General features: G+C 72.7%; 22 protein-coding genes. 12 read left to right on the top strand and 10 right to left on the bottom strand.

The window, feature by feature from the left end; all coding sequences use genetic code 11:
• Positions 1-6 precede the first annotated feature (6 nt).
• Positions 7-402, bottom strand: a complete 396-nt coding sequence (locus AB4091_RS21305; protein ID WP_442294800.1) for a DivIVA domain-containing protein — start codon at positions 400-402, stop codon at positions 7-9.
• Between the two features lie 142 nt (positions 403-544).
• On the opposite strand from AB4091_RS21305, the gene clpB reads away from it, so the two are divergent.
• Entirely contained in the window at positions 545-3,106 is a 2,562-nt protein-coding gene (clpB, locus tag AB4091_RS21310; protein ID WP_442294802.1) for an ATP-dependent chaperone ClpB, read from the top strand.
• On the opposite strand, the gene AB4091_RS21315 is transcribed toward clpB, so the two are convergent.
• Positions 3,093-3,692, bottom strand: coding sequence for an HAD family hydrolase (locus tag AB4091_RS21315; protein WP_442294804.1), 600 nt, complete (start codon positions 3,690-3,692; stop codon positions 3,093-3,095). The two genes, clpB and AB4091_RS21315, sit on opposite strands and share 14 nt — an antisense overlap.
• A complete protein-coding gene (locus AB4091_RS21320) occupies positions 3,689-4,279 on the bottom strand; it encodes a hypothetical protein (protein WP_442294806.1) in 591 nt (196 codons plus the stop codon). Before AB4091_RS21320 ends, AB4091_RS21315 begins: the two co-directional genes overlap by 4 nt.
• Positions 4,280-4,400: 121 nt before the next feature.
• On the opposite strand from AB4091_RS21320, the gene AB4091_RS21325 reads away from it, so the two are divergent.
• Positions 4,401-5,111, top strand: coding sequence for an LppX_LprAFG lipoprotein (locus tag AB4091_RS21325; protein ID WP_442294808.1), 711 nt, complete (start codon positions 4,401-4,403; stop codon positions 5,109-5,111).
• A gap of 4 nt (positions 5,112-5,115) precedes the next feature.
• Positions 5,116-6,852: an MFS transporter gene (locus AB4091_RS21330; RefSeq protein WP_442294810.1), complete on the top strand. Its 1,737-nt coding sequence runs from the start codon at positions 5,116-5,118 to the stop codon at positions 6,850-6,852.
• A 114-nt stretch (positions 6,853-6,966) separates the two neighbouring features.
• Here AB4091_RS21330 and AB4091_RS21335 read toward each other — a convergent pair whose 3' ends face one another.
• Positions 6,967-7,857: an alpha/beta fold hydrolase gene (locus AB4091_RS21335; protein WP_442294812.1), complete on the bottom strand. Its 891-nt coding sequence runs from the start codon at positions 7,855-7,857 to the stop codon at positions 6,967-6,969.
• Positions 7,854-8,654: an exodeoxyribonuclease III gene (locus AB4091_RS21340; RefSeq protein WP_442294814.1), complete on the bottom strand. Its 801-nt coding sequence runs from the start codon at positions 8,652-8,654 to the stop codon at positions 7,854-7,856. Before AB4091_RS21340 ends, AB4091_RS21335 begins: the two co-directional genes overlap by 4 nt.
• A gap of 52 nt (positions 8,655-8,706) precedes the next feature.
• Here AB4091_RS21340 and AB4091_RS21345 point away from each other — a divergent pair, with 52 nt between their 5' ends.
• The 4 genes from AB4091_RS21345 to pyrE are packed head-to-tail and all read left to right on the top strand — an operon-like array spanning position 8,707 to position 13,719.
• Positions 8,707-9,510, top strand: a complete 804-nt coding sequence (locus AB4091_RS21345; RefSeq protein ID WP_442294816.1) for an SDR family NAD(P)-dependent oxidoreductase — start codon at positions 8,707-8,709, stop codon at positions 9,508-9,510.
• Positions 9,511-9,552: 42 nt separating this feature from the next.
• Positions 9,553-11,700: a bifunctional lysylphosphatidylglycerol flippase/synthetase MprF gene (locus AB4091_RS21350; RefSeq protein ID WP_442294818.1), complete on the top strand. Its 2,148-nt coding sequence runs from the start codon at positions 9,553-9,555 to the stop codon at positions 11,698-11,700.
• Positions 11,697-13,136: an alanine--tRNA ligase-related protein gene (locus AB4091_RS21355; RefSeq protein ID WP_442294820.1), complete on the top strand. Its 1,440-nt coding sequence runs from the start codon at positions 11,697-11,699 to the stop codon at positions 13,134-13,136. Before AB4091_RS21350 ends, AB4091_RS21355 begins: the two co-directional genes overlap by 4 nt.
• Position 13,137: 1 nt before the next feature.
• Complete coding sequence (pyrE, locus tag AB4091_RS21360; protein WP_442294870.1) at positions 13,138-13,719, top strand: orotate phosphoribosyltransferase; 582 nt, start codon at positions 13,138-13,140, stop codon at positions 13,717-13,719.
• Here the strand turns inward: pyrE and AB4091_RS21365 are convergent.
• Both AB4091_RS21365 and AB4091_RS21370 read right to left on the bottom strand, forming a co-directional pair.
• The gene (locus AB4091_RS21365) at positions 13,683-14,348 is read right to left on the bottom strand and encodes a hypothetical protein (RefSeq protein ID WP_442294822.1); all 666 of its coding nucleotides are present in this window, start codon (positions 14,346-14,348) and stop codon (positions 13,683-13,685) included. The two genes, pyrE and AB4091_RS21365, sit on opposite strands and share 37 nt — an antisense overlap.
• The gene (locus AB4091_RS21370; RefSeq protein WP_442294824.1) at positions 14,345-14,638 is read right to left on the bottom strand and encodes a DUF1905 domain-containing protein; all 294 of its coding nucleotides are present in this window, start codon (positions 14,636-14,638) and stop codon (positions 14,345-14,347) included. Before AB4091_RS21370 ends, AB4091_RS21365 begins: the two co-directional genes overlap by 4 nt.
• A gap of 227 nt (positions 14,639-14,865) precedes the next feature.
• On the opposite strand from AB4091_RS21370, the gene AB4091_RS21375 reads away from it, so the two are divergent.
• Positions 14,866-15,615, top strand: coding sequence for a LemA family protein (locus AB4091_RS21375; protein ID WP_442294826.1), 750 nt, complete (start codon positions 14,866-14,868; stop codon positions 15,613-15,615).
• A gap of 36 nt (positions 15,616-15,651) precedes the next feature.
• Here AB4091_RS21375 and AB4091_RS21380 read toward each other — a convergent pair whose 3' ends face one another.
• Both AB4091_RS21380 and AB4091_RS21385 read right to left on the bottom strand, forming a co-directional pair.
• Positions 15,652-16,599: a TIGR03086 family metal-binding protein gene (locus AB4091_RS21380; RefSeq protein ID WP_442294828.1), complete on the bottom strand. Its 948-nt coding sequence runs from the start codon at positions 16,597-16,599 to the stop codon at positions 15,652-15,654.
• Between the two features lie 83 nt (positions 16,600-16,682).
• Positions 16,683-17,408 carry a DedA family protein gene (locus AB4091_RS21385; protein WP_442294830.1) on the bottom strand — a complete coding sequence of 242 codons (726 nt, stop codon included), beginning with the start codon at positions 17,406-17,408 and terminating at the stop codon, positions 16,683-16,685.
• Between the two features lie 293 nt (positions 17,409-17,701).
• Here AB4091_RS21385 and AB4091_RS21390 point away from each other — a divergent pair, with 293 nt between their 5' ends.
• Positions 17,702-18,328, top strand: coding sequence for a TrmH family RNA methyltransferase (locus AB4091_RS21390; protein ID WP_442294832.1), 627 nt, complete (start codon positions 17,702-17,704; stop codon positions 18,326-18,328).
• 17 nt (positions 18,329-18,345) lie between these two features.
• Here AB4091_RS21390 and AB4091_RS21395 read toward each other — a convergent pair whose 3' ends face one another.
• Entirely contained in the window at positions 18,346-19,521 is a 1,176-nt protein-coding gene (locus tag AB4091_RS21395) for a citrate synthase (RefSeq protein WP_442294872.1), read from the bottom strand.
• Positions 19,522-19,624: 103 nt separating this feature from the next.
• Here AB4091_RS21395 and AB4091_RS21400 point away from each other — a divergent pair, with 103 nt between their 5' ends.
• From AB4091_RS21400 to AB4091_RS21410, 3 genes are all read left to right on the top strand, one after another.
• Positions 19,625-20,782, top strand: coding sequence for a citrate/2-methylcitrate synthase (locus AB4091_RS21400; RefSeq protein WP_442294834.1), 1,158 nt, complete (start codon positions 19,625-19,627; stop codon positions 20,780-20,782).
• 337 nt (positions 20,783-21,119) lie between these two features.
• Positions 21,120-21,872 (top strand): histidine phosphatase family protein, encoded by a 753-nt coding sequence (locus AB4091_RS21405; protein ID WP_442294836.1) that lies wholly within the window; start codon positions 21,120-21,122, stop codon positions 21,870-21,872.
• Positions 21,865-22,794: an NAD(P)H-hydrate dehydratase gene (locus tag AB4091_RS21410; RefSeq protein ID WP_442294838.1), complete on the top strand. Its 930-nt coding sequence runs from the start codon at positions 21,865-21,867 to the stop codon at positions 22,792-22,794. Before AB4091_RS21405 ends, AB4091_RS21410 begins: the two co-directional genes overlap by 8 nt.
• Positions 22,795-22,857: the final 63 nt, after the last annotated feature.

Here is a 22,857-nt window from a genome sequence, read left to right on the forward strand (position 1 = left end):
CGAGCGTCAGCGCAGGGGCTGGTCGCCCCGCAGTGCCCCGAGCACCCGGGTGAGCAGCCCGGGTCGGGGGGCGTCGGGGACGGGCCGGCCGGGCTTCTGCTGCCCCCTGGCCGTCGAACGCCTCCGGGTGTCCGCGCCCGCGACGCCGCCCTCGAGGGTCGTGACCAGCGACTCGAGGGTCGCGTCGACGTCCGCGATGTCGTAGCCGCGCTGCAGCGACGTGGTCGTGAAGCGCACGTCACGCACCCGCGACGCGAGCCCTGCAGGGGAGGCCCCGGTCCGCAGCGCAACGACGACCTCGTCGATGAACCTGTCGACCTCGGCCATGTCGTAGCCCTGGCGGAGCTGGGTCGAGCCGAACCGGGCCTTGGTCAGCTCGGTCACGAGGCGGGCGGGGTCCATGGTCCCGAGCGTAAGGTCAGCAGCGTGCGCGGGTGCGCGTGACGGCATACGGCACCGGCGTGGCGCGCTCGAAGTTGAGCGGAATACACTCAACTTGCCACCGGTTGTCTCGAGTGATCCCCACCCCGCACGAGGAGAACGCATGGACCTACAGCTGACCAACAAGGCTCAGGAGGCCTTCGCCCAGGCCGCGACCACCGCGACCGGCAAGCACCACCCGAACATCGAGCCGGCTCACCTGCTGCTCGCGTTGGCAGCCCAGAGCGGCACCACCACTCCTGCCCTCCTGGCGGCGGGCGGCTCGAGCGTCGCCGCCGCCACCGCCGCGGCCGAGCGAGTGATGTCCTCCCTGCCCCAGGTGAGCGGCGTCGCCCAGCAGCCCCAGCTCTCCCCGGCGTCCCTGCGGGCGATCCAGCAGGCCCAGCAGTACATGACGTCGATGGGCGACTCGTACGTCTCCACCGACCACGTGCTCCTCGCCCTCGCGCGCACCGGCCAGTTCGAACTCGACGCCGACGCCGTCGAGAAGGCGATCCCCGGGCTGCGCGGCGGTCGCCCCGTCACCTCCGACAACCCCGAGGGCACGTTCGAGGCGCTCGCGAAGTACGGCACCGACCTCACGGCCCGCGCCCGCGACGGCAAGCTCGACCCCGTCATCGGCCGTGACGCCGAGATCCGGCGCGTCGTGCAGGTGCTCAGCCGCCGCACGAAGAACAACCCCGTGCTCATCGGCGAGCCCGGCGTCGGCAAGACGGCCGTCGTCGAGGGCCTCGCCCAGCGCATCGTCGAGGGCGACGTGCCCGAGAGCCTGCGCGACAAGACGCTCTACAGCCTCGACCTCGGCTCGATGCTCGCCGGCGCGAAGTACCGCGGCGAGTTCGAGGAGCGGCTCAAGGCCGTGCTCGAGGAGATCCAGGGCAGCGACGGGCAGATCGTTACCTTCATCGACGAGATCCACACCGTCGTCGGCGCGGGTGCCGGCGGCGAGGGCGCCATGGACGCCGGCAACATGCTCAAGCCCATGCTCGCCCGCGGTGAGCTGCGCCTCGTCGGCGCGACGACGCTCGACGAGTACCGCAAGCACATCGAGAAGGACGCCGCGCTCGAGCGCCGCTTCCAGCAGGTCTTCGTCGGCGAGCCGTCGGTCGAGGACACCATCGCCATCCTGCGCGGTCTCAAGGAGCGCTACGAGGCCCACCACAAGGTGACCATCGCCGACTCCGCCCTCGTTGCGGCCGCGAGCCTGTCCGACCGCTACATCTCGGGCCGCCAGCTGCCCGACAAGGCCATCGACCTGATCGACGAGGCCGCGTCGCGCCTGCGCATGGAGATCGACTCGAGCCCCGTCGAGATCGACGAGCTGCGCCGCGCCGTCGACCGCCTCAAGATGGAGGAGTTCGCGCTGGAGCAGGAGACCGACGCCGGGTCCCGCGAGCGCCTCGAGCGGCTGCGCAAGGACCTCGCCGACCGCAGCGAGGAGCTCGCGGCGCTCAATGCGCGGTGGGAGGCCGAGAAGTCGGGCCTCAACGCCGTCGGCGACCTCAAGGCCCGCGTCGACGACCTGCGCACCCAGGCCGACCGCCTGCAGCGCGAGGGAGACCTCGGGGCGGCCTCGAAGATCCTCTACGGCGACATCCCGACGCTCGAGAAGGAGCTCGCCTCCGCCCAGGAGCGCGAGGCGGCCGCGACGGCCTCCGACGAGGGGCCGATGGTCAAGGAGGAGGTCGGCGCCGACGACATCGCCGACGTCATCTCGGCCTGGACCGGCATCCCCGCCGGACGGCTCATGGAGGGCGAGTCCGAGAAGCTGCTGCACATGGAGCAGCACATCGGGGGCCGGCTCATCGGACAGGCCGACGCCGTGCGCGCCGTGTCCGACGCGGTGCGACGCACCCGTGCAGGCGTGTCCGACCCCGACCGCCCGACGGGCAGCTTCCTGTTCCTCGGCCCGACCGGCGTCGGCAAGACCGAGCTCGCCAAGAGCCTCGCCGACTTCCTCTTCGACGACGAGCGCGCCATGGTGCGCATCGACATGTCGGAGTACTCCGAGCGTCACTCGGTCGCGCGCCTCATCGGTGCCCCGCCGGGTTACGTGGGCTACGAGGAGGGTGGCCAGCTCACCGAGGCCGTACGCCGTCGGCCCTACTCGGTCATCCTGCTCGACGAGGTCGAGAAGGCCCACCCCGAGACCTTCGACATCCTGCTCCAGGTGCTCGACGACGGTCGTCTCACCGACGGTCAGGGCCGCACCGTCGACTTCCGCAACGTCATCCTCGTGCTGACCTCCAACCTCGGATCGCAGTTCCTCACCGACCCGACGCTGGGCCCCGAGGCGCGACGCGAGTCGGTCATGGGTGTCGTGCGGTCGGCGTTCAAGCCCGAGTTCCTCAACCGTCTCGACGAGGTCGTCGTCTTCGACGCCCTGAGCCGCGACGACCTCGCCCACATCGTCGACCTGCAGGTGCGCGCCTTCGGGGCGCGGCTGTCCGACCGCCGGATCACCCTCGAGGTGACCGACGCTGCCCGCCAGTGGCTCGCCGAGCGGGGCTACGACCCGGCCTACGGTGCCCGGCCCCTGCGTCGGCTCGTGCAGCGCGAGATCGGCGACCGGCTCGCACGCGGCCTGCTCTCGGGCGACGTGCGCGACGGGTCGACCGTCACGGTCGGTGTCGACGAGGCCGGCGAGCAGCTCACGCTCGGCTGAACACCTCTGCGGCCCAACCGAACTCGCGTGCCGCTTCCACGTTGTCCGCGCGGTCGTCGGTGAACCACACCTCGTGGCGGGCCAGCTCGCGCCCGAAGTCACCCTCGATCGCGCGGTGGGCGGCGGCATACGCGAGGGGGTCGGGCTTGGCGACGCCGAAGTCGGCGGTGTTGAGCAGCCCGTCGAAGAGCCGCGTCAGGCCGAGCAGCTCGAGCTCGGCGGGCACGTGGTCGGTGCCGTTGGTGAACACGTAGGTGCGGTGGCCCGCCGACCGCAGGGTCTCGAGCCGCTCGACGGTCTCGTCGATGACGGTGCCCCGGTTGGCGCGCCACCGCTCCATGTGGTCACGGACCCGATGGGGCTCGGCGGCGGCGTCCTCGAGCGCGGCGCAGATGGCGGCATACCAGTCGTCGAACGTCTGCCGCCCCGTGATCGTCGGCGTCAACAGGTCGCTGTGGAACGCCGTTGCCGCGACGTGGCCCGGGGGCAGGCTCAGCGCGGCCTCGATGGCCGCGCTGGGGTCGCCCGGCGCGAAGTCGCGCACGACACCGTCCAGGTCGAAGACGTATGCCGTGTGCCCGGTCACGCCGTCGTGTCGCGGTGCGCGCGCTCGTCGATGCGGTCGGTGCTGCCGGGCTTGTCGGACCCGGCGGTCGAGCGGCCGTCGTCCGCCCACGAGGCCGTGCCGTCGGCCACGCTGCCCTCGGCCCGACCGGTGACGACGTCGGCACGCGACGGCCCCTCGCGCTCGCGCCACTCGGCCTCACGACGCGCGAGCTCGGCCTCACGCGTGTCGAGGCCCTCGTGGCGTGCGGCCAGCTCGCTCTCGCGGCGACGCAGGTCGTCGTCGCGCAGGCCGGCCTCCTCGAAGCGGCGCTCGTGCTCGAGGCGGGCGGTCTCGGCGCTCTCCTCGACCTCACCGATGCGGGCCGAGGCACGCTCCTCACGGCGCAGGCGCGCACGCCGACGTGCCGAGGCGGACAGCAGGGCCCAGCCGAGTGCGAAGAGCAGCACGGCGATGGCGCCGTACAGCACGAGCTCGAGCGGCGAGGCGTCTCGAGACAACCCGAAGGCAGTGACCGTGACGGGACCGGCCGCCGCGCGGGTCGCCAGGTAGGCGGCGACGCCGGCTCCGGCGCCCGCCAGCAGCAGGATGACTCCGAGCAGGGCCATGGGTGGTGCTCCTTCGTCAAGGGGCGGGGTTCTCCCGCCGTGAACGTCCCCGACCCTAGCCATACCCACATTCGCCTGGCGGTCCGAGAACAGGACGGCGCGCTCGGTTAGCCTGACCCCCATGCGCTCCACGGGAAAGCTCGCCGCCGCCGTCCTCTCGGCGCTGTGCGCCGTCACCGTGGCGTCCTGCTCGAGCAACGGCGGCGACGCGGCGCCGGGGCAGACCCAGCTCTCGCCGGCCCAGCGACTCGCGGCCGCCAAGGCCAAGGTCGACGCCGCGACCTCCGTGCACCTCAAGCTCGCCAGCGCCAACGTGCCGCAGGGCGCGAGCGGCGTCGTGTCGGCCGACGGCTGGGGCAAGCACCCGCCGGCGTTCAAGGGCACCTTCAAGGTGACGCTCAAGGGCATCCAGGCCGACGCCGACATCACCTCGGTCGACGGCAAGGTCTACGCGAAGCTGCCGCTCATCCCCGGCACCAACGAGATCGACCCCAAACAGTTCAACCTGCCCGACCCCGCGGTGCTCTTCTCCACCGACAAGGGCCTCACCACCCTGCTCACCGCCACCAGCGCGCCCACGGCCGGCGCGCAGGTGCGCCAGGGCTCCGAGGTGCTGACGACGATCAAGGGCACGGTGCCGGGCAAGGCCGTGACCGACCTCTTCCTCATCGGCGACAGCAGCGGGTCGTTCACGGCAACCTACGGCCTCACCGACTCCCAGGAGCTGCGCCAGGTCGCGATCGCGGGCCCGTTCTTCGGCGCCGGCTCGTCGTCGACCTACACCCTCACGCTCGACCAGTACGGCCAGCCCGTCACGATCACCAAGCCCTGACGCGGTGACGCAGCCCGCCGGCACCCACCGGCTCGCCCTCCTCTCGGCCGCTGCCGCGGCCGTGGCCCTCGCCGCGGCCGACACCTACGTCGTCGTCCTCGCGCTGACCGACATGATGGCCGGGGTGGGCATCGGCATCGACGCCCTCCAGCGTGCGACGCCGATCATCTCCGGCTTCCTGCTCGGCTACATCGCGGTGCTGCCCCTCATCGGCCGGCTCTCCGACCTGCTCGACCGTCGCCGCATCCTGCTCGGGTGTCTCGTCGTGTTCGTGCTCGGCTCGGCGGTCACCGCGCTCGCGGTCGAGATGCCGGTACTCGTGACCGGGCGCGTGCTCCAGGGCATCGGGGGCGGAGGGCTCGTGCCCGCCACGCTCGCGCTCGTGGCCGACCTGTGGCCCCCCGACAGGCGCGGCACCCCGCTCGGGGTCGTGGGTGCCGTGCAGGAGCTCGGCTCGGTGCTAGGGCCCGTGCTCGGCGCGATCGTGCTCGCGTGGTCCGGATGGCGGGCGATCTTCTGGCTCAACGTCGCCGCCGCCCTCATCCTGTATGCCGTCATCCACCTCCTCGGGGCACGTGGGCACTCGCCCGGGGCCGTAGAGGAGGGGCCTGCTCGGGCCCGGGGTGGGCTCGCACGGGCCCGCACTGCGGTGGCCGCGGTGCTGGCAGTGCTCGGTCTCGGCGTGACCGGGCTGGCGCTCGCGGCGCCCGAGTCACTCGTCACCGACGTCGCCCTCGGCGGTCCGTTCGTCCCGTTCGCGGGCCAGTCGCGGGTGCTGACGCCGATCGGGGTCACCGGTCTCGGGCTGCTCGTCGTCGTGGCCGTCCTGACCGCGCCGCGCTGGTGGGCGGTGTTGCGCCGGGCCGACCTCTTCGGGGCGCTGCTCGTCGCCGTCGCGCTGGGCAGCCTCGTGCTGACGTTCGCGTCGTCCGACCCCGAGAAGGAGGTCGTCGGCCCGCTCGGCTACACCCTGCTGCCGCTGGGGGCTCTCGCTCTCGTCGTCCTCGCGTGGTGGCACCGCACGGCCGCGGACCCCATCGTGCCCCGGGGCATCGTCGGGGGGCGTGGCCTGCGCTCCCTCGCGGTCAGCCTCCTCGTCGGCGCCGCCCTCGTCGCCGTCGTGGTCGACGTGCCGCTGCTGGCCCGCCTCACCGACAGCTACGACGAGACCGGCGCCGCCCTCGTCCTCGTCCGGTTCCTGCTCGCGGTCCCGGTCGGGGCGCTGCTCGGCGGCTGGTCGCTGCACCGGCTCGGCGACGGCTCCGCCTCCGCCGCCGGGCTCCTGCTCGCGGGCGGCGGCATGCTCGTGATGTCGCGGTGGACCCTCGACTCGGTCGGTGACACCCTGCCCGCCACCGTGGTGCTCGTCGTCGTCGGCTTCGGCATGGGGCTGGCCCTGGCGCCCGTCAACAACGCAGCCCTGGCCGACTCGCCGGCCCACGCGCACGGGGTGGCGAGCTCGCTCGTCGTCGTGGCCCGCATGGTCGGCATGGTCGTCGGCCTGGCCCTGCTCACCTCCATCGGCCTCAGCCGCTACTACGACGCCGTGCGGCGGCTCCCCGACCCGCTCGACACCGACGCCCTCATCGGCGCCGGCGTGGTCCAGGTGCAGACGGTCTTCCTCGGCGGCGCCCTGGCCGCCCTCGCCGGCGCGGCGGTCGCCCTCACGCTCGGGGTGCGCCGCCGCGATCACCGCGAGGCACTGCGCGACGTCGACAGTCCCCGCTTCGTCGGTCTCTGACCGGAGCGTCCTGCGCGTCTGCCGGCTCGCGAACGCGGCCCCATCGTGCGCCCTGGGGCTCGTGCCCTGGGCTCGAGCGGTGGAGCTCACGCGGCGGAGCTCAGGCCGTGGAGCTCAGACGGTGGCGCGCCGGGCCTGGACCTCGGCGAGCAGCTCACGCACCTCGTCGGCGACGACGTCGGTCGCCTCCCACGGCAGCATGTGGCCGGCCGTGGGCAGCTCGGTGAAGGTCGCGTGCGGCAGGGCGACGCGCAGGGCCCGTGCCCGCGCCACCGGCATGAGCGGGTCGAGCCGTCCGGCGATGATCCCGACCCGGACCCGCGTGAGGGCGGCGAAGCCGGCCTGCTGGTCGGTGACGAGCAGCGCTCCGTAGAACGCGCCGAAGGTCGCGAGCTTCGTCGAGGCGACCTGCGCGCGAGCCGCCTCGACCGCCGTCGGGTCGGGGTCCTCACCGAAGAGGCCGCCCACGAGCGCCCGGATGCGACCCTGACCGCCGGGCGGCAGGGGCATCCCGCGGGCTGCGAGCCGCATGACGGCCGCCTCGCCGACGCGCTCGCCGAGGGCGACGCCCGAGGACGCGGTGCCGACGAGGAGCGCGGCCCTCACGCGGGACCCGAAGAGGTCGGGGCGCTGCTCGGCGAGGGCCATGACCGTCATGCCGCCCATCGAGTGCCCGGCGAGGACCACGGGGGAGGCAGGGGGCACGACGGCACGGAGCACGACGTCGAGGTCGCGGCCGGTGTGCTCCACCGACACCGACGCGATCTCGGCGCGACGCAGCCCGATCGTGGAGCGGCCGTGCCCGCGCTGGTCCCAGGCCACGACCCGCGCCGGCTCGTCGGCGAGCGCCTCGACGACCGGGAGCCAGCTCTCGTGGTTGACGGCCCAGCCGTGCGCCAGCACCACCGTCGGCGCGTCGGGCGCGAGGTCCGGGTCGGCCCAGCAGTGGACCGACAGCACTGCTCCGTCGGGGGTGACGATGCCGCGGAGGTCGTGGCGCCTCACGCCCGACCCTCCTCGACCTCGAAGACGACCGGCGCGTGGTCGGACGCGCCCTTGCCCTTGCGCTCCTCACGGTCGATGGCCGCCCCGACGACCCGGCCGGCGAGGGCGGGGGAGCAGAGAGCGAAGTCGATCCGCATGCCCTGCCGCTTCTGGAAGCGCAGCTGGGTGTAGTCCCAGTAGGTGAAGGTGCCGGGCTCGCTGGTGTGGGGACGCACCACGTCGCTGTACCCGGCGTCGACGACGGCCTGGAACGCTGCGCGCTCGCGCGGTGACGTGTGGGTCCGGCCCTCGTAGTAGGGCACGCTCCAGACGTCGGCGTCGGTCGGCGCGATGTTCCAGTCGCCGAGCAGGGCGACCTGCGCGTCGGGGTCGTCGGCCAGCCAGGTGCGGCCGGCGGCGGCGAGCGCGTCGAGCCAGCCGAGCTTGTAGTCGAGGTGCGGGTCGTCGAGCGCGCGGCCGTTGGGGATGTAGAGCGACCACACGCGTACGCCACCACAGACGGCCCCGATGGCACGGGCCTCGGGCCCAACGGGCTCACCCCAGCCGGGCATCCCGTCGAAGCCCACGCGTACGTCGTCGATGCCCACCCGCGAGGCGATGGCGACACCGTTCCACTGGCTCAGGCCGTGGTGGGCCACCTCGTAGCCGAGGGCCTCGAAACGGTCGAGAGGGAACTGGTCCGCGCGGGCCTTGGTCTCCTGGATCGCGAGCACGTCGACGTCGGTTCGCTCCAGCCAGGCGGCGACCCGGTCGATGCGGGAGCGGATGGAGTTGACGTTCCAGGTGGCGATTCGCACAGTCGGCCACCCTAGACCGCCCTGCCGACGCGGTGTGCCTAGGGTGAGCCGCATGCCTGCCGACCCGACGACGACCACCCGCACACGACCCACGGCCCTCGTGACAGGGGCCAGCGCCGGAATCGGCCGTGAGTTCGCGCGCCAGCTCGGGGCCACGCAGCACGACCTGGTGCTTGTCGCTCGGGACGCCGCCAGGCTCGAGGCCCTCGCCACCGACCTGCGCCGTGACCACGCCGTCGAGGTCGAGGTGCTGCCGGCCGACCTGTCCGACCGCGGCGCCCTCCAGCGCGTCGCCGACCGCCTTGCCGACCCGGGTCGTCCGGTCGACCTGCTCGTCAACAACGCCGGCTACGGCCTCAAACGGCGCTTCCTGCGCAACACCGTCGCCGTCGAGGAGGCCGCCTTCGACGTACTCACACGCGCGGTGCTGGTGCTCTCGCACGCGGGCGCCATGGGCATGGTCGAGCGTGGGCACGGCGCGATCGTCAACGTCTCCTCGGTCGCCGGCTACATCGCGTCGGGCACGTACTCCGCCGCGAAGTCGTGGGCCACCGTGTTCACCGAGGGGCTGGCCGTCGAGCTGGCCGGCACCGGTGTGACTGCCACCGCGCTCTGCCCGGGGTTCACCAACACCGAGTTCCAGCAGCGGGCCGGCATCAGCAAGCTGGGTCCCGACTTCATCTGGCTCGACGCCTCGAGGCTCGTCGGCGACTGCCTCGCCGACGTCGCGAAGGGTCGCGTCGTCTCGGTGCCGGGCTGGCAGTACAAGACGGCGGTCGGGCTGCTGCGAGTGCTGCCTCGACCGTTGCTGAGGCGCGGCCTCAGAGCGCCCCGGAGGCAGGCTTCTGCTCGCTAGCCTTGGGTGACCGGGCGGCATCGCGACCATCGAAGGGGCGGCATGGCAGTGCAGCAGGCGCCCACCGCCGCGGGACGCAGGTCCGTGGCCGACATCGCCCGACGCGTGCCGTTCACCGTCGTCGCCGTCGGGACCATGCTCGTGCTCGGCGTGCTCACGTCGTCGCTCTGGCAGTCGTTGCAGGACCGGTCGCTGTTCCAGGCCGTCGCCTACGGGCTGCCGGCGCTCGAGCAGGGCCGCGTCTGGACACCCGTCACCGGCGCCTTCTTCGCGCTGGTGCCGGCGCAGTACCTTCCCGTCGCCGGCGGCGCCCTCGTGCTCCTCGGCTGGTCCGAGTGGCGGCTCGGCACGCGACGCACCGTCGTGGCGGCCATCGGCTGCCACCTGGTCGGGGTGCTGGGGGCCTCCCTCTTCCTGCTCGCCTTCCGCACCGTCGGCTGGGACTGGGCCCAGCGCCTCTCCAAGACCCTCGACGTCGGCCTCAGCGCCGGGGCCCTCGGTGCCGTGGCGGCGGCGTCGGCCACCCTCACCCCGCCCTGGCGCGGCCGGCTTCGGCTCGTCCTCGGGCTCTACGGCGGCATCGCCCTGCTCTACATCGGACTGCTGTGGGACGTCGAGCACTTCCTGGCGATCGCGTTCGGGCTGGCCCTCGGCCCGTTCCTGCTCGGCTCCCGGCCCCGGTTGCGACCGCTGCGGCTCACCCGGCACGAGTGGAGGGTGGTCTCTTCGACGATCTTCGTCGTGTCGGCGGCGATCAACGCCGTCCTCTACTTCACGCCCTCCAACGGCCCGCTCGGGGCCACCACCGACGACTCCGACGCCGCGACCGTCTGGGTCAACGCGGCGATCTCGGTCGCCCTCGCGTGGGGGCTCAGCAGGGGCTCCCGCCGCACCTGGCAGGTCGCCTGCGGTCTCACCACGATCGCCGTCGTCGCCGGACTGCTCGTCCTGGGTCTGGAGGTCGCGGCGCCCGACCAGCTCGACCCGAGCGGGCAGGTCGTCTCGTCGGTGCCCGAGCTGGCCGTCGCGGCGCTGCTCTCGCTCGTCCAGCTCGCCGTGCTCGTCGCTGGCCGGTCGGCGTTCCAGGCGCGGTCGGCGCGGCATCGTCGCGCCACCCTCGCTGCCGGCGCGAGCGACCGCGACACGGCGGTCGCGCTGCTCGAGCAGCACGGCGGCACGACGACGGCGTGGATGGGGACGTGGCCCGACAACCACTGGCACGTCCTGCGCGACGCCTCGGGACGCCCCGCCGGCTACGTCGCCTTCCAGGTGCACCGCGGCATGGCCGTCGCACTGGGTGACCCGGTCGCAGCCGACCCGGCGACCCGGGCCCAGGCCCTGCAGGCCTTCGTCGACGAGCAGGAGACGCACGGCCACAAGGTCTGCTTCTTCTCCGTCTCGCGCGAGGTGGCGCAGTGGGGACGGGCGCACGGTCGTCGCGTGGTCCCCGTCGCCGAGGAGGCGGTCATCGACCTCGCGACGCTCGAGTTCCGGGGCAAGCCGTGGCAGGACGTTCGCACGGCGCTCAACCGGGCCACCAAGGAGGGCATCACCTACCGTGAGGGCCGCCTGGCCGAGATGCCCCGGGGCGTCGTGACGCAGGTGCGCGCCATCTCCGAGCTGTGGGTGTCCGACAAGGGGCTGCCCGAGATGGGCTTCACCCTCGGCGGAGTCGACGAGGCGCTCGACCCCGCCACGGTGGTCGGGCTCGCGGTCGACGGCGACCACACCGTGCACGGAGTCACGTCCTGGCTGCCCGTGCACGCTCCCGGTGGCGAGATCCGCGGCTGGACGCTCGACATGATGCGACGGCTGCCCGAGGGCTTCCGGCCGGTCACCGAGTTCCTCATCGCGAGCGCCTGCCTCTCGTTCAAGGAGGCCGGCGCCTCCCTGGTCTCCCTCTCGGGAGCGCCGCTGGCCCACTCCGGCGACGGCACGAGCGAGCGGGCCGCCCTCGAGCGCCTCCTCGACCAGCTCGGCGAGGCCCTCGAGCCGCTCTACGGCTTCCGGTCCCTCGAGAGCTTCAAGCGCAAGTTCCAGCCGCGCCACGAGCCGCTCCACCTCGTCTTCGCCGACGAGGCCGCCCTGCCGCGCATCGGCCTCGCCCTCACCTCCGCCTACCTGCCCGGCGCGACGCTGCGCGACCTCGCCCGCGCCGGTCTCGGCGGCGACAAGGGGTCACGGCCATGACGGGTCGCCGCCCGATGGACGCCGACGAGATCCGCGACGCCTTTCTCGAGGTCATGGTCGAGGGCGGGCACGTCGTGCTGCCCCGCGCCACGCTCGTGCCGGAGGGCGACCCGACGACGCTCTTCATCGGCAGCGGGATGCAGCCGTTGCTGCCCTACCTGCTGGGCGCCGACCACCCGGCGGGGACCCGGCTCGCCGACAGCCAGACCTGCCTGCGGGTGCAGGACATCGAGGAGGTCGGCGACAACCGTCACACGACGTTCTTCGAGATGCTCGGCAACTGGAGCCTCGGCGACTACTTCAAGGCAGAGCAGATCCCCCAGTTCTGGCACTTCCTCACCGAGCGGGTCGGGCTCGACCCCGGCCGTCTCTACGTGTCGTGCTTCATCGGCGACGCGGCGAACGGCATACCCAAGGACGACGAGTCGGCCGCCATCTGGGCGCGCCTCCTCACCGAGGCGGGGCTCACGGCAGACCGGGTCGAGCTCGACACTGAGGAGCGGGCGGCGCAGATCGGCACCGGCGGTGCGCGAATCGCCTTCTACGGCAAGAAGAACTGGTGGTGCCGAGAAGGTGGGCCGGAGGACATGCCCGTGGGCGAGCCGGGCGGCCCCGACTCCGAGGTCTTCTACCTCTTCCCCGACGTGCAGCACGACCCTGCCTACGGCCAGCACTGCCACCACAACTGCGACTGCGGCCGGTTCATCGAGCTCGGCAACTCCGTCTTCATGGAGTACATCCGCACGGAGTCCGGCTTCGCGCCGTTGCCGCGCCGCAACGTCGACTACGGCGGCGGCCTCTCGCGCATCGCGGCCGCCGCTGCCGACACGAGCGACATCTTCCGCATCAGCCTGCTGTGGCCCCTCGTCGAGCGGCTCCAGGAGCTGACCGGTAAGGCGTACGCCGACGAGACCATGGCGATGCGCGTCATCGCCGACCACCTCTGCGGCGCAGCGTTCCTCGCGGTCGACGGCGTGCGGCCGGGCAACAAGACGCACGGCTACGTGTTGCGGCGGCTGGTGCGCCGGGCCGTGCGCTTCGCCCTCGACCTCGGACTCGAGCATGATCTCGCGCTGCTGCTCGTGCCGACCGTCGCGACGGTCTACGAGCGTGCCTACCCCGAGGTGGCCGAGCGCGTCGACGACGTCGTCGCGATCCTGTCGCGCGAGGAGCGCGCCTTCCGTCGCACCCTGCACCGTGGCATCAGCCACCTCGAGGACTACCGGGAGTCGGGTGTGACCGGCGCCGAGCTCTTCGTGCTGCACGACACCTACGGGTTCCCGGTCGAGCTGTCGACCGAGGAGGCCCGCCGCAAGGGCATTGCCGTCAGCGACGCCTGGCGTGCCGAGTTCGACGCGCAGATGGCGGCGCAGCGGGCCCGCTCCCAGCAGGCCCGCCCCCGGACGCCGGGTCCGTCCGCCGACCCGTCGCACTAGCATCGGGGGCGTGACCGCAACGAACACGACCGACGTCGCCGCTGCCCGCGCCCGCCTGCTCGAGATCATCAAGGACAAGGCGATCGTCCACGGACGCGTCACCCTCAGCTCCGGCAAGGAGGCCGACTACTACGTCGACCTGCGCCGCATCTCGCTCGACGCCGAGGCCGCGCCGCTCGTCGGTGTCGTCATGCGTGAGCTGACCAAGGACCTCACGTATGCCGCCGTCGGTGGCCTCACGCTCGGGGCCGACCCGGTGGCGACCTCGATGCTGCACGCGGCTGCGGCTGCCGGCGAGCGCCTCGACGCCTTCGTCGTGCGCAAGGCAGGCAAGGCCCACGGCCTCCAGCAGCGCATCGAGGGCCCGTCGATCAAGGGCCGGCAGGTGCTCGTCGTCGAGGACACCACCACGACCGGCGCCTCGCCGCTGGCCGCCGTCGAGGCCGCGCGCGAGGACGGCGCCGAGGTCGTCGCGGTGGCGACGATCGCCGACCGTGCCACCGGGGCCGGTGAGAAGATCACCGCCGAGGCCGGGGTGGAGTACCGCTACGCGTTCTCGCTCGGGGAGCTCGGGCTGGCGTAGCCGGCCCGCAGCGCCGCGAGGCTCGACGGGGGAGTGACGACCGAGGCGGTGCCCCGGGTGGGCCGCGCCACGGGGAGCACGGCATACGTGTTGTCGGGCTGCCACAGGCGTAGCAGGTCGCCGACGACGAGCGCGGGCTGCGGGTGTGGCGCCTCGACGACGACGAAGGTGCCGTCGGGCACGTCGCTCCACGCGTACGCGTGCAGCCGCCGGGTGCGCGTCGCCGGGTCCCAGCGCTCGTCGTGGAGCAGCCGGTCGAGGTCGGGGGCCGAGAGGGGGTCACGACCGTCGGCGCGCGCGACGAGGTCGCGGAAACGGTTGAACTCGGCCCGTCGGCACTCGGCGCAGGGGCGGTGGCCCGCGGCGAGCGCGAGCGGCTCGTCGAGGAAGAAGAGCGGCGTGTAGTGGTGCGGGTGCCACTGGGCGGCCCGGCGGCCGCGGAAGTCGAGCACGCACGTGATCCACGCCCGCCCGACGTGGTGCCGGCGAACGTCGCGGGTGCCCGAGCCGTCGTGCAGCCGGCCGCGGTTGCCCATGAGGGAGCCGCGCCCCGGCGCCGCGACGATGTCACCCAGGGGCGTCACACGGTTGCGGGCCGGGCCCGCTCGACCGCTTGCCGGCCGGGTCACTCGAGCACCTCGAGCACGACCTCGGCCGGGTCACCCTCGTCGAGGCCCTCTGCTCGGCGCACCGCCTTCTTGACGGGCAGCACGTAGGCGCCCCGGGTCGCGTCGGGAAAGACCGACGTCGTCCACGTGGTGCCACCGACCGTCGCGCGCACCCGCACCGAGCCGAAGCCACGTGGCGCCCGCGGCACCTCACGGATGCGGGCCGAGGCGTCGCGCTCGACGGTCACGAAGAACCAGCCGGTCTGCGCCTCCCACCTCCAGAGCTCGGCCGTGAAGCGCAGCGTCGTCATGCGACCACGCTACGGCGGCCGGCCGACAGGCAGCGCCCGGTCCGTTGGTCTGCGCCCGGTCCCCTCGTACGTGGTGCAACCCGTACGAAGGGACCGGTTCGCTCACCAGGTGACCGAGTGCGCACCCGCGGACCGGTCCGGCCCGGCCCGGACCACGGTGCGCGCGCACCCGCCCGGACTAGGATCGGCACAGCCGACTCACTGACCGCCTCTTCAGGGGAGAACCCATGATCATCGTCTGGATCCTGCTCGGCCTCGTCGTGCTCCTCGCCGTCGTGGGCGTCGTGATGTACAACGGCCTCATCGGCCTGCGCAACAAGGTCGAGGAGGGCTGGCGGCAGATCGACGTCGAGCTGAAGCGCCGCCACGACCTCATCCCCAACCTCGTCGAGACGGTCAAGGGCTACGCCTCCCACGAGCGCGGCACCCTCGAGGAGGTCATGCAGGCCCGGTCCGCCGCGATGTCCGGCGCGTCGACGCCTGCCGCCGCGGCCCAGGCCGAGGGTCAGCTGAGCCAGGCGCTCGGTCGGCTGATGGCCGTCGCCGAGGCCTACCCCGACCTCAAGGCCAACCAGAACTTCCTCGCGCTGCAGTCCGAGCTGACGAGCACCGAGGACCGCATCGCCAGCTCGCGCCGCTACTACAACGCCCTCGTGCGCGAGCTCAACACCAAGGTCGAGTCGGTGCCGTCCAACATCGTCGCCAACATGGCGGGCGTGAAGCGGGCCGAGTACTTCGAGACGCCCGCCACCGAGGCGGTCGTGCCGAGCATCTCGTTCGGTGACAACGCCCCGTCGGGCGGCGCGCCGGCCGTGTCCCCGTCGACCCAGCCCGGCGCGGTCGGTGGCCCGTCGACCGCACCCGGCGCCGCGCCGGGCGCGCTGCCGCAGGCGCAGGCCCCCGGCGCGGGACAGCCCGACCCGACCACCGACTCGAACGTGCCGCAGCCGAACCCGCCGACCACGCCCGGCGCCTGAGCGTCGGCCGCGCCTCGCTCAGCGGGCGCGAACAGGTCAGCCCTTGACGTACGAGAGCTTCTCGCAGACCTTTCCGTCACGCAGGCGCATGGCGTCGATGCCGCGTACGTGCCCGGGGTTGTCGCCACCCCAGTCGAACCGCCAACGCAGCACGGCCCGGTTGCCCGTGACGAACGACTCCTCCTCGGTGAAGCGCGGGTCGGGCGTGCTGCCGAACAGCCGCTCCCAGACCGCGCGCACGGCTTTGGCTCCTTCGTGCCGCTGGCCGTCGGGTGCCGGGCCCGTCGCCTCGAAGACGCAGTCCTCGGTCATGCAGGCCATGATCGCGTCGACGTCACCCCGGCCGAACGCCGCGTTGAACCGGGCGAAGCCGGCGTGGTTCGGACCCCAGTCGGCGTCGCGGCCGAAGCGGGCGAGCAGGTCGGCCTGCGGGTCGCCGGTCAGCTCGCCGCGCGCCGCGATCGCCCCACCGGAGCGGTAGGCCTCCTCAGTGGCGTCGAACCAGGCCGCCACCGACGAGAGCAGGTCGGGGTCGAGGTTGCGCTCGCGGCCGGTCGCGACCGCGAGGTCCCACCCGTGCACGAGGTGGTCGGCCAGCAGCTGGCGCACGTACTCGTCCATCGACTCCTCGCCGTAGGACAGCTGGACGCTGCCGTGGGTGTGCAGCGTCTCGTCGACGATCCCCTGCGCCTCCGTGGCGGCCGAGGCCGCCGTGGCCCGTGGGTCGTCGCCGAGCAGGTCGCCGTCGAGCCGACTGCCGACGTCGGCGATGGTGTGCCCACGCATGAGGGGCGAGGTCCACAGGTCCTCGCCGACGACGTGGTTGACGAGGTCGCGCACGCTCCACTCGCTGCACGGGGTCGGCAGGTCCCACTGGTCGTCGGCGACGGCCGACACCTGTCGCGCCCACCACTGCACGCTGCGGTGGTACATCCCGCTGAGATCGGTCGCGGGAGCCTGCGAGCCCACGGTCTCCGTGTCCATGACGCCTCCGTCCGCCCAGCCCCTCGCACCCAGTGTGCTCCGGTGACGACGGGGCGTCCGGACTTCGCCGGAACGGGCCGTCGTCAGGGCCTGTGGTCGGACTTCGGGGCGCGGTCGGTGAGGTCGCTCGCCGCCTCGCCCACCTCGGTGGCGACCGCCTTGGCCTCACGGCGGTGCTTGAGGAACTCGTAACCCATCGGCAGCAGCGACACGAGGACGATGGCCAGGATGGCGTACTCGATGTTCTTGGTCAGGCCCGGGAACGCCTGACCGAGGAAGAAGCCGAGGAGCGTCACCCCCACGACCCAGGCGACGGCGCCGACGGCGCTCCACGCGAAGAACCGACGGCGCTCCATGCGTCCGATGCCGGCCACGACGGTGATGAAGGTGCGCACGATCGGGACGAATCGTCCGAGCACGAGGGCCCGGTTGCCGTACCGGTCGAAGAACGCGTTGGTCTTGTCGAAGTTGGCCGTGTTGATGAATCGGCCCTGCCGTTTGTAGAGCGGTCGCCCGACGGCCCGTCCGATCTCGTAGCCGACGACGTTGCCGAGGAACGCCGCGGCGAAGAGGGCCGCCATGGCCACCCCGAGATTGAGGTCGATCTTGTCGGTGGCGATGAACAGCCCGATCGCGAAGAGCAGCGAGTCGCCAGGGAGGATCGGGAAGAGGAGTCCGCACTCGATGAAGATGATGAGCAGAGCGATCACGAAGAAGGCCCCCTGGTACTGGTCCAGAAGGTAGAGGGGGTCCATCCACCTGGGCCCGAGGGCCGGTGCGGCGGCCGGCAGGGCAGCGAGTGCGTACATGCGTCACAGGGTACGGGCTCTGCCGTGCATCGCCTGAATCGTGGCTGTTGCGCACCTGAGGGTCACGGCGGCTGCGGCCCGGTCTCGGGCGGGTCTCGAAGGCGTATCGATGCGCTGCCGTGCCTTCCTTCTGCAGGTCGGCCGACCGACGATGGCTGTGGGAGCGCAGGAGGAGGGCCGCACCGGCCCGGCCACGACGACGGGGTCGTGGAACGGGTGGCGCCGTCCTCCTCCTGACCGACGCCTTCGTAGACTCGGCAGGTCCCGCCGCCCCGCCCTCCGGAGGATCCGTCATGCACGAGATCGGTGTCGGCCCCTGGGTCGGGCCGTGGCCCTCGGGCGACCACTGGGACCCCGAGCTGCTCGAGCTGGGCGATCGGCGCAACGTCGTGGACGCCTACCGCTACTGGCGCCACGAGGCGATCGTCGCCGACCTCGACACGAAACGGCACGACTTCCACGTCGCCGTCGAGAACTGGGGCCATGACTTCAACATCGGGTCGGTCATCCGCACGGCCAACGCGATGGGCGCAGCGGCCTTCCACATCGTCGGCAGGAGGCGATGGAACCGACGCGGGGCGATGGTCACCGACCGCTACCAGCACGAGCACCACCACGCCGACGCCGCGGCGCTCGCGGACTTCGCCCGGGCGCACGGCCTCGTGCTGCTGGGCGTGGACAACCTGCCGGGCTCGGTGCCGCTCGAGACCTACGACCTGCCGCGCGGCTGCGTGCTCGTGTTCGGGCAGGAGGGCCCGGGCCTCTCCGAACCCATGCGCGCCGAGTGCGAGGCGGTGCTGCACATCGAGCAGTTCGGGTCGACGCGCTCGATCAACGCCGGTGCCGCGGCGGCCGTGGCGATGCACGCCTGGGTGCGGCGGCACGTCTTCGACCAGCTCGTCCGCGACCCACAGGGCTAGCCGCCGGCCCTGGTCGCTCACCCCTGCGGGTCGCGACCTCTCCAGCGCAACGGCTCCTCGGCGTACTCCTCGACGACATGGGCCGCGACGCCGACCGAGCGTGCCATCTGGAAGACGACCTCGCCCGACTGGGCCGGCAGGCGCAGCGCGTGCAGCACCGCGGCGCTCGCCAGGTCGATGTTCGGCAGGTGCCCGGTGCGCTCGGCCACGACGTGCGCCACCGCCTCCACCCGGCGTCGCAGCCGGGTGGTGCCCCGTCGACGCCACAGCGCCCCGAGCACGACGTCGGCGCGGGGGTCGCCGTCCGGGTAGAGGAAGTGGCCGAAGCCCGGCACGTTTCCGTGCCGGCGGAGTGACTGCGCCACCAGCCCGGTGGGGTCGTCGCCCTCGGCGAGCAGCGCGTGGGCGGCCACGGGCGCGGCGCCGTGGAGGGGACCGGCCATTGCGGCATAGGACGCCGACAGACAGTCGTGCAGACCCGCGCGGGTCGACGCCGCGACCCGCGCCGCGACGGTGGAGGCGGTCAGGCCGTGGTCGAGCAGGGCGATCAGCAGGACGCGGAGCACGGCCACGTCGGCCCCGGCCGTCGGGGTCCCGCCGAGAGCCTCGAGCGCGAGCGGGGCGAGGTCGGCGGACGGCGCGGGGGGCGTCGTACGCCCAGCGACGAGCGTCACGGCGTCGCGCACCGTCGACAGGGCGGAGCGGCATACGCGCCCGGGGTCGGCGTCGGAGGCGAACGGATCGGCGGCCGCGAGCAGCTGGACGGCGACCGGCATACGTCGTTCGAGCGGGAGCGCGCCCAGGTCGAAGGACGGCAGGGGGGTCTCGCGCGAAAACGGTTGTGCTGCAGACGAACCGAGGACGATCGATGCGGCCTCGTCGAACGACCCGAGTGCAACGACCTCGCCCAACGGGGTGCCGCGGTAGTGGAGGTCGCCGTCGACCTGGCTGCTCACCGCCGTCGCGATGCTGCGGAAGCGCAGCACGGGCGGCGGGCTGCCGGGAGCCCTCGTCGCCGATGCCATCGCGTCGATCTGCGCACGCTCGAAGAGGCTCTCCTGCTGCCCGGGACGCCGCTCGCTGCGGAGCACCCCACGGCTGACGTACGCGTAGAGCGTCGCCCGCTTGACACCGAGCCGCTGCGCGGCCTCGGTGGTCGTGATCCACGGGCCGACGGGGTCGGTTGTCGACATCACGGGGCCTCCGGGTTGATGCGGTCAATGGTTGATGCGATCAACATTGACGATGTTGATCAACATGTCTGACAGTGACGAGTGAACCCGAGAGGAGCACACCATGTCCACCACCACCGACTTCATCACCGTCCCGAGGGGACTCGCCAAGGTCGTCGTCACCGACACCAAGCTCGGCGACGTCCGCGGCGACGAGGGCTTCTTCCACTACCGGCAGTACTCCGCGGTCGAGCTCGCCGCGCAGGTCGGCCTCGAGGAGGCCTGGCACCTCCTCTTCCACGGCCACCTGCCGACGGACCACGAGCTGAGCGCCTTTCGGGCGCAGATCGGGCGTCTGCGTGTCATGCCAGCCGGCCTGGCCGAGCTGCTGCCGGCGCTCTGCGCCACGACGAACGACTCGCTCCAGGTGCTGCGCACGGCCCTGTCGGCATGGGGTGGGGTGGCCGGCCTCCGCACCCTCTACGACAGCGGCGAGGACGAGAGGACGGCCGCTGCCATGGCCGCGGCTGCGGTCACGCCGAGCATCCTGGCTGCTGCGCACCGCCTGCACCACGGCCTCGAACCCGTCCCTGCCGATCCGTCCCTCGGGCACGCCGAGGACTACCTGCGGATGGTGAGCGGCGAGCGGCCCTCGGCGCGCGACGTCCGGGCCGTCGAGCAGTACCTCGTCGCGACGATGGACCACGGCTTCAACGCCTCGACGTTCACGGCGCGAGTCATCGCGAGCACAGGCGCCGACCTGGCGGCCTGTCTCGTCGGCGCCATCGGGTCGTTCTCGGGTCCGAAGCACGGCGGCGCTCCGAGCCGTGCCCTGGAGGCGCTCGACGAGATCGGAACCCTCGACCGGGCCGACGCGTGGGTGCGCCGCCACGTCGGAGCGGGCGACCGCATCATGGGCTTCGGTCACGCCGTCTACCGCACCCGCGACCCACGCTCCGAGATGCTCAAGGCCATCGCCCGCGGCTGGGACGACCCGCTCGTCGACCTCGCCGTCGGCGTCGAGGACGCCGTCGAGGCCGCGCTCGCCGAGCTCAAGCCGGGCCGCGAGCTGCACGCGAACGTCGAGTTCTATGCCGGCGTGGTGATGCGGCTCGCCGGTCTCGACCCGTCGATGTTCACACCGACCTTCTGCGTGGCCCGCGTGGTCGGGTGGACCGCGAACGTGCTCGAGCAGAGCCGCGACCCGAAGATCATCCGGCCTGCGGCGCGCTACGTCGGACCTCCGCCGCCCCAGCCGGTGCCGGTGCGAACGGCCTCCTGACCCGGCCGACATGAGGCCGGACATGAGCAGGCCCCGACGCATCCGGCGGCCGGGGCCCGCTCGTCGCGAACGGAGGGAGCGACCGCCGCGACGTCCTTCATGACCCAGCACTCACCGGGCCCCTCAACGCTAGGCCGATCCAGAGGCGCCCGCTGCGTTTCTTGGTCAGGAGTCGGCAAGGATCGGTCTGGAGTGCGTCGGCACGTCGTAAGGAGGGCACAGGCGGCTCGGACAAACCTGGCATTGGGTGCATTTCGGGCCGCAGGCTCGGCGCGAGTGCGCGGCTCGTCGACGGCAGGATTGAGGCGCACCGGCGAATCCGCAATAACCTCGTGACATGACTGCGAGCCATCTCATCCTCGTTCGCCACGGCCAGTCCGAGGGCAACCTGGCCGCAGAGTCCGCCGCGAGGAACAGCCTCGAGCGGATCGTCGTGCCGGCACGCGACCCCGACGTGGAGCTCTCCGAGGTGGGACGGCAGCAGGCGGCTGCCGTCGGACGGTGGCTCGCCGGGCTCCCCGAGGAGGAACGGCCGGGAATCGTCTGGACGAGCCCCTACCGCAGGGCACGGGAGAGCGCTGAGATCGCACTCGAGGTGGCAGGGACCGAGCTGCGCGTCCGCGTCGACGAGCGCCTCCGCGACCGCGACATGGGGATCACCGACATGCTCACCGTCCCGGGCATCAGGTCGAGGTACCCCGAGGAGGCAGAGCGGCGCGAGTGGATCGGCAAGTTCTACTACCGGCCGCCGGGCGGCGAGTCCTGGGCCGATGTGGCGCAGCGGGTGCGCGGCGTGCTCACCGACATCGCCAACACCGAACGCCACGAGCGGGTGCTCATCACCGCCCATGATGTCGTCATCCTCATGTTCACCTACGTCGCAGAGGGCCTCGGCGAGGAAGCGGTCCTCGACCGGTCCCGGAACGACCCTCTCAAGAACGCTGCGATCTGCCGGCTCAGCCGTGACGAGGAGGCACCCACCGGGTGGAGGGTGGACGACTACAACATCGACACGCACCTGAGAGAGCTCGGTGTGGCGGTGACGGCCCAGCCCGGCGCCTCCGACGAGGTCGGTGCCGGCCGTGGCTGAGGTGCCCGAGGCCGTGCGGGGCGGCACTCGGCGGTCGCCGCGTCTGGTGACGCCCCACCTCCTGCACGACTGGCCGCTGCCGGAGCCGAGCGGCACCAAGTACAGCCGGGGCCAGGCGGTGGTCGTGGGCGGTGCGCGGGCGACGCCGGGCGGGGTGCTGCTGGCCGGACGCGCGGCCTTGCGCACGGGGGCCGGGCGGCTCAGCGTCGCCGTGGCCGACAGCATCGCCCGACACGTCGCCGTGGCCCTGCCCGAGTGCGGGGCGCGAGGGCTGGCGGAGGACGAGCGCGGCTCCGTCACGGGCGTGGGGGCCGGCCGGGCACTGGCAGGTGAGCTGGACCGTGCCGATGCGGTGCTCGTGGGACCCGGTCTCGACGACGTCGCGGGAGCCGTGCGCTTGGTCGAGGAGGTCGCGCAGGAGGTCCCGGCCGGGACCCCGGTCGTGCTCGACGCCTACGGGCTCGCGAGCCTTCCGGACGTGGCACGCGAGGCGAGCCGTGCCCTGCGAGGTCGGCTGGTGCTCACGCCCAACACGGGCGAGCTCGCCCAGCTCCTCGAGCGCGAGGCGCCACAGGGCGAGGAGCTGGAGGGCGACGACGTCAGCGACGCCGCGGTCGAGGTGGCGCGTCGCTTCGACGCCGTCGTGGGCTGCGGCACCGTCGTGGTGGCCGACGGACGCATCTGGCAGGTCACGACCGGTGACACCGGCCTAGGCACGTCGGGCAGCGGCGACGTCGTGGCCGGTGCCACCGTGGGCCTGCTGAGTCGTGGGGCGACGCCGGCGCAGGCGCTGGTGTGGGCGAAGTACATCCACGCGGCAGCCGGTGACGACCTCGTGATGACGTTCGGTCGGGTCGGCTACCTCGCGAGCGAGCTCGTCGACCAGCTGCCACGCGTCATGCGCTCACTGCGCGGCAACTGACACACGGGCTCGGAGCCGGACGTCTCCTTGTCCCTCAGGGGTGGCGAGATGCCCGGGCGCGAC

Source organism: Terrabacter sp. 2RAF25, assembly GCF_052115265.1.
Taxonomy (GTDB): Bacteria; Actinomycetota; Actinomycetes; order Actinomycetales; family Dermatophilaceae; genus Terrabacter.